The 12,343-nt window shown below is 63.9% G+C and carries 11 protein-coding genes and 1 tRNA gene; 6 read left to right on the top strand and 6 right to left on the bottom strand.

Translation table 11 applies throughout. From position 1 onward, the window contains the following. Nucleotides 1-38: 38 nt before the first annotated feature. From ACZ5BM_RS11960 to ACZ5BM_RS11950, 3 genes are all read right to left on the bottom strand, one after another. Nucleotides 39-1,013 (bottom strand): NmrA family NAD(P)-binding protein, encoded by a 975-nt coding sequence (locus ACZ5BM_RS11960; protein ID WP_498908237.1) that lies wholly within the window; start codon nt 1,011-1,013, stop codon nt 39-41. A gap of 43 nt (nt 1,014-1,056) precedes the next feature. Then, nucleotides 1,057-1,920, bottom strand: coding sequence for an alpha/beta fold hydrolase (locus tag ACZ5BM_RS11955; RefSeq protein WP_498908235.1), 864 nt, complete (start codon nt 1,918-1,920; stop codon nt 1,057-1,059). Between the two features lie 83 nt (nt 1,921-2,003). Beyond that, nucleotides 2,004-2,789: an SDR family NAD(P)-dependent oxidoreductase gene (locus ACZ5BM_RS11950; protein WP_498908233.1), complete on the bottom strand. Its 786-nt coding sequence runs from the start codon at nt 2,787-2,789 to the stop codon at nt 2,004-2,006. A 47-nt stretch (nt 2,790-2,836) separates the two neighbouring features. On the opposite strand from ACZ5BM_RS11950, the gene ACZ5BM_RS11945 reads away from it, so the two are divergent. The 3 genes from ACZ5BM_RS11945 to ACZ5BM_RS11935 all read left to right on the top strand — a co-directional run bounded on the left by ACZ5BM_RS11945 (nt 2,837) and on the right by ACZ5BM_RS11935 (nt 5,794). Continuing rightward, a complete protein-coding gene (locus ACZ5BM_RS11945; protein WP_256888515.1) occupies nt 2,837-3,790 on the top strand; it encodes a LysR family transcriptional regulator in 954 nt (317 codons plus the stop codon). Between the two features lie 375 nt (nt 3,791-4,165). Continuing rightward, the gene (locus ACZ5BM_RS11940; protein WP_498908231.1) at nt 4,166-4,978 is read left to right on the top strand and encodes a hypothetical protein; all 813 of its coding nucleotides are present in this window, start codon (nt 4,166-4,168) and stop codon (nt 4,976-4,978) included. 276 nt (nt 4,979-5,254) lie between these two features. Then, entirely contained in the window at nt 5,255-5,794 is a 540-nt protein-coding gene (locus tag ACZ5BM_RS11935; protein ID WP_498908229.1) for a DUF6650 family protein, read from the top strand. Between the two features lie 126 nt (nt 5,795-5,920). Here the strand turns inward: ACZ5BM_RS11935 and ACZ5BM_RS11930 are convergent, their stop codons facing one another. Beyond that, complete coding sequence (locus ACZ5BM_RS11930) at nt 5,921-7,864, bottom strand: DUF4365 domain-containing protein (protein WP_498908227.1); 1,944 nt, start codon at nt 7,862-7,864, stop codon at nt 5,921-5,923. 265 nt (nt 7,865-8,129) lie between these two features. Further along, nucleotides 8,130-8,204: transfer RNA gene (locus tag ACZ5BM_RS11925), tRNA-Gly, on the bottom strand. Nucleotides 8,205-8,376: 172 nt separating this feature from the next. Here ACZ5BM_RS11925 and ACZ5BM_RS11920 point away from each other — a divergent pair. The 3 genes from ACZ5BM_RS11920 to ACZ5BM_RS11910 are packed head-to-tail and all read left to right on the top strand — an operon-like array spanning nt 8,377 to nt 10,340. Next, the gene (locus ACZ5BM_RS11920) at nt 8,377-9,381 is read left to right on the top strand and encodes a tetratricopeptide repeat protein (RefSeq protein WP_498908226.1); all 1,005 of its coding nucleotides are present in this window, start codon (nt 8,377-8,379) and stop codon (nt 9,379-9,381) included. A gap of 14 nt (nt 9,382-9,395) precedes the next feature. Continuing rightward, on the top strand, nt 9,396-10,082 hold the full coding sequence (locus tag ACZ5BM_RS11915; RefSeq protein WP_498908223.1) for an LON peptidase substrate-binding domain-containing protein: 687 nt from the start codon (nt 9,396-9,398) through the stop codon (nt 10,080-10,082). Between the two features lie 45 nt (nt 10,083-10,127). Next, entirely contained in the window at nt 10,128-10,340 is a 213-nt protein-coding gene (locus ACZ5BM_RS11910) for a Trm112 family protein (protein WP_498908222.1), read from the top strand. Between the two features lie 32 nt (nt 10,341-10,372). On the opposite strand, the gene ACZ5BM_RS11905 is transcribed toward ACZ5BM_RS11910, so the two are convergent. Next, nucleotides 10,373-12,301, bottom strand: a complete 1,929-nt coding sequence (locus tag ACZ5BM_RS11905) for a hypothetical protein (protein ID WP_498908220.1) — start codon at nt 12,299-12,301, stop codon at nt 10,373-10,375. Nucleotides 12,302-12,343 lie beyond the last annotated feature (42 nt).

Here is a 12,343-nt window from a genome sequence, read left to right as displayed (position 1 = left end):
AGAATGCGGGCGCGGCCTTCGTAAGCCGTCAGAATCTGCTATCTCTCAGCGAAGGCCGCTCTGTTGGCCGCGACAAAAGCCTCGATCGACATCGGCGGCCGCCCGGTGATCGTTTCGACGACATCATTCGTGCCGGCGAAGATGCCGGTGCCGTGGTCACGTGCGACTTCGTAGAGATGCTGCGCGAGGAAGGGCCGCTTGAGATGCGTCTCGATTTCGGCGCGGAACACTTCGAGGGAAACAGGTTCGAAGGCGATCGGCCGACCGAGCGTCTTGGACAGGATTTCGGCCACCTCTGCTTGCGTCAGTTCGACCGGTCCATACAGCGGATAGGTTTTACCGCTATGCGGTGCAGGGTCGGCCAGTATGGCAGCGACGACCCGGCCCTGATCCACGGCCGCGATCGGCGCATGCTTGTTGAGGCCGAAAGGCGTCCGCAACAGGCCGCGGCTGATCGATGGGATCTGGAACGGATAGAGTAGCCATTCAGCGAAGAAAGTCGGTCGGAGATGCGTGACGGGCACTCCCGACCAGTCGAAAACACGCTCGCCGACCCAATGATCCTGAGCGGCGTAGCTGGCGGCATCGGACCGCGCTGACTTCTGCGACATGTTGACGATTGCCTTCAGGCCCGCTTCCTTCGCGGCCTGGGCGAAATAGGCGGTCGCCTGGATCAGCCCCGGTTCGATGGGGTAGACGAAATAGGCAGCCTCGACCCCCTTCAGAGCAGCGCGGATTGAGTTGAGATCCAGCAAATTGCCGACGACGGTCTCGACCCCGCGGTCACGCAAGGCCTTCGCACGGCTGTCGTCTGTGCGAAGCATCGCGCGGATGCCGGTGTGACCGCGCTCCAGCAGGGCATCGATAGCAGAGCCGCCAGTATTGCCGGTCGCGCCAGTGATGAGAATTATCTTTGTCATCTGAGCATTTCCTTTGATGCCGTGATCGGGGCGGCCGCGATGCATGGTCTCAACGCCGACGGCGGGCAGTTCATTCGTCGATCGGCCGGCCACGAGCCCCCTTCTTGGGCGCTCGGGCCGGGTGCGGTCTTCAGGGTTAGGCGGCGAGCATGATGCGCGCGCAGTCTTCGGCCGCGTCTATCTGCGGCCAGTGTCCGGCATCGAGCGCGTGCAGCGACGCATTGCGCAGCTGCGCCTGCAGGAAGGCTGCGGTGGATAGGTGCAGATAGGGGTCGTTGCGGCCCCAGATGAGCTGCACCGGCACGGCCGAGCGGCGCAGCGCCACGATGCGGCCGGTATCGGCCGCAACCTCGTCCTTCAGCTGGCTGGTCATGTGAGCAAAGGCCATGGCGGCACTCGGTTGCTGCCGGAAGTTGGCGTCGATCAGCGGCCCGAGCAGTTCATTGTAGCGAACCTTCCCGGATTCGTTTGCATCGCCCAGCAGCAGCTGGCGCTGGAATTCGATGAGCCAGGCGAATTGCTGAGGGCTCGCAAGGAAATGATGCGCCAGCGCCTGCAGCGGCTTGTGCGAGAACAGCTCGATCAGCTCCGGCACCAGCAGGCCCGGTGCCTCGCCATAGAAGACGTTCATCAGCACGACGGAGGCGACGCGGTCAGGGTGTGCCAACGCCAGATTGAGAGCAGCTGCGCCGCCAGCGTCGTGGCCGACTAACACGACGTTGTCGAGCTGCAGGGTATCGAGCACGGCTTCGACGTCGCCGCGTTGCTGAGCGAAGCTGTAATGCGCTCCCTCCGGCTTGTCGGAGGCGCCGAAGCCAAGAAAGTCGATGGTGATGGCCCGCCGGCCGCCAGCAACGAGGTGAGGGATCAGGTCGTCATAGATGTGCCCATTGTCCGGGAAACCGTGCAGCATCACGAAGGCGGGGCCGTTGCCGGCATAATCGCGGACATAGACATCGCCGCCGGAGGTCGGCACGCGATGTTCGGTGAACGTGGTCATTCGTTGTCTCCATCATCCGGCGCGGGAGGCCGTCCCAGGCCTTCGGCGCGTGGTTCGATTTCTCGGGGGTAGCGGCTTCGAGCTTATGCAGCCCGGCCGTAGCGAGCGGCGGCATGCTGGCGGGAGAGATTGGGGCCGAGCCGGCCGCGAGCCGCATTGAAGGCGTCCCAATCCGCGCGCTCGGGCAGCGAGGGAATGGTGATGTCTTCGCCCGCGTCGAGGCCGGCAATCGCCGCGTCCACCAACTCCTCGGCGTCCATCACCATGGCGGCGGGCAGGCCTTCGCCTGCTGGGCCCCAGAAGGCGGTGCGAGTGGCGCCCGGCAGCACGGCCTGCACCTGCACGCCGCGTGGCGCCATCTCCTGGCGGAGCGAAATCGAGAGGTTCAGAATGTAGGCCTTGGTGCCGCTATAAGCGCCGCTGAAAAGCTCCGGCGCCAGGGCGAGCGCCGAGGAGATGTTAATGATCGTGCCCCGCCCCGCGGCTGAAAAAGCCTGGGCGGCGGCGGCGGCGAGGCGGGTCGGCGCCGTCACGTTGACCTGGATCATTTGCTCCAGTGCATCGACATCGGCATCGGCAAGCCCCGGGGCGGCGCCAATGCCGGCGTTGTTGACCAGCACGGTGATGGCACCGTCCGTGCGCAGCCGCTCTTCGACGCGCTTGAGATCGGCCGCCTTCGTCAGGTCGGCTCTGATCGTCTCGACGGCGACACCGTGGCGGGTGGCGGCTTCGGCCACTGCGGTTAGGCGGCCAGCGTCACGGGCCACCAGGACGAGATCGTAGCCACGGCGGGCCAGACGATCTGCATAAACGGCCCCGATGCCACTGGAAGCTCCGGTGATCAGGGCGGTTTGGCGGGCGGTGTTCATCTTCGGCTTCCTTTCAATGTGTCGATGAAAGGAAAATAGGCTTTGGCATGGAGTGCGATAATCACCTAAATTCGGCGATCATTTTCCTGTGGATCGGTATAATCATGGATCGGTTGGAGGCGATGGCGAGCTTGCTCGCGGTGGTGGATACCGGCAGTTTCTCGGCCGCATCGCGCAAGATGCGGGTGCCCGTGACGACCGTAAGTAGGCGAGTTGCGGAGCTGGAGGCACATCTGCGCACCAAGCTACTGCATCGCACGACGCGAAAGGTGACGCTGACGGATACCGGCGCTCCCTATGTCCTGGCTTGCCGCAAGGTCCTGGAACAGATCGGCGAGGCGGAACGTAACGCGGCGGGTGAGTACCAAAGCCCGCGCGGCGAGCTGACGGTAACGGCACCGCTGGTTTTCGGGCGCATGCATCTCGTACCGGTTATCGCAGACTTCATGGCACAGTTCGTGGACGTTCGGCTGAACTGCAGGTTTCATGACCGCAATCTCGATCTGCAGGACGAGGGCATCGATGTTGCGATCCGCGTCGGCCCGCTGCCGGATAGCAGTTGGCGCGCCCAGCGCATCTGCGCCATCCGGCGTGTAGTCTGCGCAAGCCCTGATTATCTTGCGCGGCGCGGCAAACCTCTCACGCTTGCGGATCTCGAAGCGCACGATTGCGTGGGCTTCCACGGTTTCGATCCAAACGGCAGTTGGCTCTTTCCATCAGCCCAGGGTGCCAGCGTGGTGCCGATCCGCTCCAGAATCATGTTCGACACCATTGAATCAGCTATCGACGCCGGGATCGCGGGCATGGGACTGATCCGCGTTCTCTCCTACCATGTCGGTCCCGCCATCCGCTCTGGCGTTCTGCAAGAGGTGTTGGCTGAGTTCTCGCCACCGGAAGTTCCGGTGCAGATCATCCATCGTCATGAAGGGTTGGTGCCACTCAAGGTGCGTACCTTCGTCGACTTCGCCGTGCCACGCCTTAGGACTGCGCTGGCGCTATAGTCGTGCAAACACACCTACGTGCGGTGTCCGTATTTGGAGACTGGGGGTCGACCTAAGCCGCGAGCCGGGGAATTGTCCTCTCGACCAACTGCAAGAATCGGTGGTTGCGAGCCCGCGCAACCGAAACCGCGCTCCTGGTGGCGACAGCCTATGCCCAGGTTGCCGATCTGTTGCGGGGGAAGGATTTGAACTTACGCATGGCAATCGGCGATACTCGCGCATCGGGGACCCGGATCGCACGCTGTGTTCCTACCACGAGTATCTCCATGGGGGAGGACTACTGACTGTGGCCGCGAATGAGGCGAAGAAGCATCATTATGTGCCGCGGTTCTACTTGCGCGGCTTCGCCTGCGCCGATGATGAGAACAAGATTAGGTGCTTGAACGCCATCGCGATTTCGTGGTCGCCGATCGCAAGTCGATTGACGGTATCGGCTATGAGGAGCACCTCCACGACTATGACGACAACGGCGCACCGGCGTCGATCGAAGGCGATCTGAACAAAGCGATTGAGACGCCATTTTCCCAGAGCATGACCTGGCTCAAAATCTGCCGCGGAAACTGCGCGGGCCTCGACGAGTCCAATCGCCTGCCGCTCCACGGCTTCGCACGGCACCTTCAGCTCCGCAATCTCGAAACGCTGCGCTTCATCAAGACGCAGCACGCCCGCTATCTGACCGGAGAGTTGGAAGACGAGCTGACAGAGGAAGAGCGAGATATGCACGCTTGGATCGCATCCGACCCCGGCGCCGCGCATGAGCTGTTTCGAGCCGGCGCGATGGAAACTATGCTCCCTGCCGATGCCAGCGCGATCAACGTCATCGTCTGCCAAACGCCAATCGCACTTCGATCGTCCACCAACCCCGCTATTCGCCTCTCGAACCCGGGGAACGACTCCATCTTAGGTACGATGTTTAATTCGCTACGGACTTGGTGGCTTGCTTTGGACCGTCACTGGGGCGCGTTTTTCGTCGCCGGTGGGCCGTCCGGCTTCAGCTCCGGGGCGGCCCCCCTGGACCTCGCCCGTGTGGTCAATCGACGGTATCTCGTCCAGCTCTTGGAGGGCGGCGCACGATATATGCTGGCCGACGACGACTTCCTTGGCGAAGATCTCGAATGGGCGGCTTTCACTCTTGCGCAGCGGACATCGCGAGGCTTCCGTTATCGGAAAATTACCTCAGCCTCCTGATCGCCGCCCGAGTCGAGGACGATAATGCCGCGGGATAATTTCTCCCTATCCATCAAGACAGAACTATCGCTCAGGGCGGCGCATTTCTGCTCGAATCCCCGTTGCCTGCGGCTTACCGCCGGGCCGCGCTCGGGCCTGCAGCGGGGACTAGCGACGGGTCATGCCGCCCATATCTGCGCTGCATCTCCCGGAGGCCCGCGCTATGACCCCTTCCAAAGCGAAGCCGAGCGACGCTCCGCTGCCAATGGGCTATGGCTGTGCCGCGAGTGTGGCGACATGGTGGATAAGGATGACGGTGGCTTCTCGGTGGACGAGTTGCGCACCTGGAAGCGCAACCACGAAACCATGATCACTGAGGTCCGGCAGCGAGGCTGGTCGCGCAGTATCGAACTTCTCCGTTCCGGGCAAATGGCTCCTGGACTTGCTCGCGACATCGTCGCCCTGATGGAGGATCGCCGCACCTTTTGGGCGCGGTTCGACGCCGAATTTCCCGATCGCGTTCGAATGTCTCTGGACGGCCTGCGCCATGACCTAACCCGTCTACGGCGCGATTGCGCCCCAGGCAGCCCGCTCGATATCGTCATCGTTGCTTTAGCTGAGACGATCCGCCGGTTCTTTGATGCAGTCGAGCAGTTCGATCTCACGACGCTGCGATGTGATAGCCGCGACCCTGATTGGCTAGCGTTCGAGTCGGCTCTACGAACACTGCGCAAATCGATCGGTTTTCAGACCAACGCGCTTGCCAACTCCTATTTCATTCCTCTTCAGGGGGAGTTTGCGACCTATCTGCCGCAAGGGTTCAACGAAAACGCCTAACGCTGCCGCTGGCTTGCCCGAGCGATCCCAATCGCGATGACCATTCTCTTCACGCTGGAGCCGTGAAAATCGCATTTGAAAGTTCGTCGACGTCCATGACCGTCGCGATGTGTCTTGGGTAACCGCTCAAAGAAGCTGTGGAAAATCGCGTCTAACCTTGGCGGCAAGCTCGTGGTTGGGGAAGCGGGCTATAGCAGCTTTCCACACCTGAGACGCCTGCTGGAAATCGCCGCTATTCAAGAGGGTGCCACCGAGGTCAATCATAGCCAGCGCATGGTCGGGATCGATGTTGAGCGCCCTCTCGTAGGCGTCGATCGCCTCTGGCCAGTTACGGAGGTTGGCGTAAGCCACCGCCAACTGAAACCAGCTCATGGCGTCCGGCTGAACGATCTGAGCTTGCTCCAGCAGCAGCGGCACGCTTTCATCGAATCGCTTCAACTCTTTGAGGGCAATCGCCAGGCAATAGCCGTAGTCACCGCCCGCCAATTCATAGGCCTTGCGAAAGCACCGCTCCGCCTCCTCCCAGTCTTCTTCATCCTGGGCCCAATGGCCGAGCCGATCCCATGGCAGTGCGGCGTCACCTGCGTCGAGATGAACGATGTGGCGGTCAAACTCGTCTCGAAACTCGCTGTAAGTCTGCCCGACCTCCTCTCCTTGTCCGCGGAGATAAAAGGTCGACATGAGGAGCTCACGCGTCGCTGCGGAGTGCCTGGGATGGGCATTGGCGAAGCGCTGCCAGAAGCGGGCCGCTGGCCGGGCGTTTTCCACGCTCGCTCGTCCGAAAGCGGCGACTAACCGAGCGCACCAGGGCCAGATCCAACTATAGCGGTCGGCCTGGCTCACAAGGCCGTTGATCTCGCGGAACGCCGCCTGTCCGTCACCGAGGTTAAAGAGGACGTTGGCCCGCCAGCCGGCAACAGCCGACGTTCGACCCTGCTTTCTCTCTGAGAAGACGACTTGGTCGAAGTGATACAGGGCGTCTTTGTAGCGGCCCAGCCGGACGTGGTGGTTGCCAAGGGCGTTATGAGCCTCGGCGAGATCCGGGGCAAACCGTAGCGCTTCGCGATAGTGGTCGATGGCCTTTTCGTGCTCGCCCAGCAGCTCGTAACTTGAACCAAGATTTTTATGGATTTGAGCCGCAAGCCCGGGGAGATGTCCGAGTACAGCATCTGCGAGCGCCGCCTCGAAGGCTAGCTTGGCCTCCTGCTCGTCTCGCAGCGCATGGAAAGCGTTGCCGATGGTGTAGTGTACAGTGGCGAGGTGGTAGCGGCTGCCGTCGAGCCTCGCTCGGAAGAAGCTAATGGCCTCCTCGATTCGGTGTGGATGACGGCCCATGCCATCCATGGCGAGATTGATCTCGGCCATGTAGCAAACGCCCATGTCATCGCTGTCGGCGCCCAGTACGGCGGCAAACCTGTCGAATCCGCTGCTGATCGCGTCGTCAGCATCCTTTTCATACAACAGCCGCAGCAGGTCCCGCGCCTGGGCGATATCTTCCGGAATGTGGACGTCCGGCGCGGAAGCTAGGATCTGCTTGGGCAGGTCCTCCAGAGTGGCGCTGGTTTGCTCGATCCGTCGGTCGCGCGAAGACGTGGCCCCGGCTCGGGCGAGCGCCGCCAATTGCCGCAGACGCTCCAGAGTGAGTTCTTCAGTGAAGGAGACTGTTAGCGATTCCTGCTCGGTCCATGGCTTCGCGCCATGTTCATATTGCCGAAGAACGCTGGCGACGGGACGGATGAGCAGCGAGCCCGACGGCACATGGTAGCAGACATAGATGCTGTAGGGCTGCATCAGCAGGTAGTTCAGGTTGGTGCGGCGCACCTCGACGCTGAGCGATCCGTCGGCATTCAGGGCGCGCTCTGTCCCCTTGAGCTGAACATGGACCCTGGCGTTGGTCGCCCGCCCGTCGGCGATCACCTCGATCTGGCAATCGGTGCCGTAGTCCTTGCGGTCCGCCCCCTGCAAAATAAAGCGGCCGCTTCCCGCGAGCTTCGTCTGAAACGCGACGACCGCCGCTTCCTCCAGATCGTGGGTTCCCTCACGCCGCGGCAGGTCATCGAAGTGGCTCATAGCGAGCCATTTTGCAGGTTCGGCCTCGCTTCTTCCACCCGCATCCGCTGCTTCGCGGCTTCACGTCCGACGTCGATGGCGAAGCCAGTCCGCTCCTGATCGCGAAGGAGGAAGACCGTGAATTCGCCCGACAGAGCACGCTGGAGCCGCCCTGCGTTTTCTCCCAACTGCTTACATAGTGCTTACATTTTTCGGCCGAGGTCCGTGTAAGCAGCAAAACGACCCCGAAGGGCCGTTCTAACGCTCTGATTTCCTTGAGGAAATTTGGAGCGGGCGAAGGGATTCGAACCCTCGACCCCAACCTTGGCAAGGTTGTGCTCTACCCCTGAGCTACGCCCGCGCTCCGGTGCGGTGGCGGGCTTGTATGTCGGTTCCGGGAGGAGCGCAAGAGGGGTTTGGCGTTTTTCTCTCCGCCTTGCGCCCGGTCGGGTGCGCGCCGACATTACGCCCACGAGCAGAACGAGCACGGACGCCCGGCACGCATCGGGCACTAAGCGGGGAAAACAGCATCCATGGACTACATCATCGGCCAGGACAGCAGCCGTAACGCCGGGCCGGGGCCGCGCGCGGGTCACGACCCGGCACCCGGCCACGACGCCCTGATCGGCGCCGGTACCGCTTCGGACGCCGACATCATCATCGACGGCGACCAGAACAATTTCATGGCCGACGTGATCGAGGCCAGCCGTCAGGTTCCGGTGCTGGTGGATTTCTGGGCAACCTGGTGCGGCCCCTGCAAGACGCTCACCCCCGCCCTGGAGAAGGTCGTCCGCGCTGCCGGCGGGCGTCTCCGTCTGGTAAAGATCGATATCGACGCCAACCGCGCTTTGGTGTCACAGCTAGCGCAGATCGGCCTGCCGATGCAGTCCGTCCCGACCGTGGCCGCCTTCTGGCAGGGGCAGATCCTGGACGTGTTCCAGGGTGCGCTGCCGGAATCCGAGCTGAAACGCTTCGTGGAGGCGTTGCTGAAGCAGGCCGGCGGCTCCATGCCCTCCGCCGATCTTCTGGCCGAAGCCAGGCTGGCGATCGAGGACGGCCGCTTCGAGGACGGCGCCGCCCTGTTCTCCGCCGTGCTGAAACAGGACGGGGAAAGTCCGGACGCCTGGGCCGGCCTGGCCCGCGCCCTGCTCGCCCTCGGCCAGGACGAGGATGCGCTGGGCATTCTGGAACAGGTGCCGGCCAAGATCGCCGAGCATGCGGAGATCTCGGGCGCGCGTTCCGCGATCGCCCTGGCCGCGGAAGGCCGCAAGCTGGCCGATGCCATGGGCGGCCTGGAAGCGCGCATCGCCGCCGACCCGAACGACCATGCCGCGCGCTATGAGCTGGCAACCGCGCTCAACGCCGCCAACCGCCGCACCGAGGCCGTGGACGCCCTGCTGGAGATCCTGAAGAGGGAGCAGAGCTGGAACGAGGATGCCGCCCGTTTGCAGCTGATCCGCTTCTTCGAAAGCTGGGGCTTCGACGAGCCCGCGACTCTTGCCGGACGCCGCCGCATGTCGGCGCTGCTGTTCTCGTAAAAGGAGGCTGCCCCATGGCCAGCCGATCGCTCCGACGCGTGCCCAGGCTGCGGGATCTCCGCCTGTCCGCCCTGCCGCGCGACCTGCCGGTGTTTCCGCTGCCGGGCGCGGTTCTGCTGCCGTCGGGCAAGCTTCCGCTCAACATCTTCGAGCCGCGCTATCAATGCCTGCTGGAGGATGCGCTGGCCGGCGACCGGCTGATCGGGATGATCCAGCCTCTGGACGAGGCCGAGGCGGAGGGCGCGGATCCGTCCCTCTTCGCCGTCGGCTGCGTCGGACGCATCACCAGCTTCAGCGAGCGCGAGGACGGCACCGCTTCCATCACCCTCACCGGCCTCGCGCGGTTCCGGACGCTGGAGGAAATCACGCGCGATACGCCCTATCGCGTCCTGTCCGTGTCGTATGACGGGTTCGAAGGCGACATGGAGCGCCCGGACGAGGTTGCCTTCGACCGTGCCGCCCTGATCGGTGCGCTACGCCGTTATTTCCACCATCGCGGCTTCGAGGCGCGCTGGGATGCGATCGACCAGATGGACGACGAAACCCTGCTGGTGACGCTGGGCATGATCTGCCCGTTCCCGCCTGCGGAGAAACAGGCGCTCCTGGAGGCCCCCACCCTGGCCGAACGCGCCCACACCTTGCGCGCCCTTCTGGAAATGGCCGGTCACGAGGACGACGAGAGCGGCCAGCATTCCGCCTGATCCCCGCTCTCGTCTCCGCATCGGTTTCGTGAGAAAAACCCCCGCATGACCCAGCCCGACGACACCGCCGCCCCCAGCCGCTCCACTCCCGTGGACCCGCGTTTGCTCGAGATCCTGGTGTGTCCCGTGACCAAAGGCCCTCTGCAATACGATCGCGACGCGAACGAGCTGATCAGCCGCAAGGCCGGTCTGGCCTTCCCGGTCCGCGACGGCATCCCGATCATGCTGCCGGACGAAGCCCGCGCCATCGCGGACTGAATGGCGGGGATCGCACCGCCGATTCCCTCGCCTCAGGCCTTCTTGGCCGTCCGTCTGGCGGCGGGCCGCTTCGCGCGGGCGGGACGCTTCGCCCCTTCCCGCGGCGGCACCAGAACCGCCTCCAAGGGCGGCGCATACAGCAACGGCGCCACCTCCCGATCGAAATCGGCCATCACCGCCGGAAGATCGAGGCTGAAATTCCAGAGCGATGGCGACAGCTCGGCGCCCCCATGCCGGATCATCACCGCCGTATCCGGCTGGTCCGACACCGCTTCCGCCGACACGAAAGCAAGCGGGGTCGGAGCGTCCATCTGTGCCGGATCGCTGTAGATTCGCAGATCGTTCAGATTGTCGAGATTCCAGCGCGAGGTGATCACCAGACCCGGCGTGTTGCAGACCCAGCGATACTTGGCGAGGCCTGCACCCCAGAACGAGACGAAGGCCCGCGCTGCACGGGCCCAGCCCAGACTCGCCTGAAGCGGCTGACCGAGCGTGTCGATTACCGTGACCTGCGTGCCGGCCGCCTGCTCGCGGATCAACGCCAGCAACGCCCGTTCTTCTTCCAGCGGCGTGACGGCAGCACCGAACTCGCCATGGCTCCAGATCGTGCCGCCCTCGGCGCGACTGTTGTGCCCGTCCACCACCAGCGTGACCGGCTGCGGCCCGGCTGCCAGATGCGCCACCAGCGCCGTGCAGAAGGCCGGCAGATCGATCGTCGTGCGGTTCTCGACCCGCAAACCGAGCAACAGCACGGTCGATCCGCCGCCCACCACGGGAACCGGCCGCAGAATACTGTCCCGCAGCGCCCGGTCGACGCGCATCGCACTGGTCCGGAACAGCAGGGCATTCTCGGCATAGAGCGACGGCAGCAACGCCATCAGCGGCAATTCCTCGCGACGCACCCGTCCCTCTAGAGCGGGAAACACCGCGTCGAGCGGACCGTACATCTCGGGGACCATGCCGGCATCGCACACCAGCACGCGCGGCGCAGGGCCGGGCTCGTTCAGCAAGTGGCCGATGCCGCTGTAGTCGTTCCAGAGCACATGGCCGAGATGCAGGGCGGCCAGACCGCGCCAGAAATGCACCGGCTCGGCAGCATCGTCGGCCAGATAGGAGAACAAGGCCGCCCCGTGCCGAACCACATGGCGCAGCATCATCGCCACCAGATCCGGGCAGGACGCCCCGAACGAGTCCGGCTCCCGGCTGATCACCAGATTGGCTTCCGGAAAGAACAGGGCCAGCGTGCGGTTGTAGATGCCGCCGGCCAGCAGAAACACCGACAGATCCCAGCCCTCGTCGAACAGCTTGTAGGCGATCAGATCGGTGTCGAGCACGAGCGACTTGCGGCACACGATCTCTCCACCGTCGCAGGGGGAGCGGAAACGCAAACCCCCTTCCAACGGCAGTCGACCGAACAAGCGCTGCAACAGGCCGGGATCGGACAGCCAGTGCAGCTCGCCGGACACCAGAGGCACGCGCCGGGTTCCGCAATCGAGCACCGCCAGCCCGAAGGGCGGACGCACCACCGTATCCAATCCGGACGGTGCGCGGCGGGGATCGAGCGTGCCGAGATACAGGTCCAGCAATTCGTTGCGGCAATGTTCGGGCAGGGCGAAGAACGCCCGCTGCGCCTCCGTCATCGCGTCCGGCGTCTTCTGCAGCACGAGTTGCTGCCAGATCCCGTCGAGAAGCGGCAGCAGCGCTTGCGTCATGTCCGCCAGGATCTGCGGCGGCAGATCGGCCAGACCACCGCCGACGCGACGCATTCCCGCATCGAGAAACCAGGTGCCGACCGCCCCGTCCTCATGCGCGAACGGCACGACGATGGCCGGCGACAAACCCGAATAAGCCAAAACCGGACGCCAACCAGGCAGGAACGAGACCGGCCCGTCGCCATCGACGATCTCGCGGGGGCCGTCTTCGAACAGGATGCGCGTGCCGTCGATCTCGTGGATGAGCATGTCGGGTCCCGTTCTGGTCGCCCAACGCCCTATCAAACGGAG

The sequence above is a fragment of the Lichenicola sp. GTC18331 genome, from assembly GCF_055386855.1.
The sequence above is the reverse complement of the archived record's forward strand: the minus strand, read 5'-3'. Positions and strand labels throughout refer to the sequence as shown.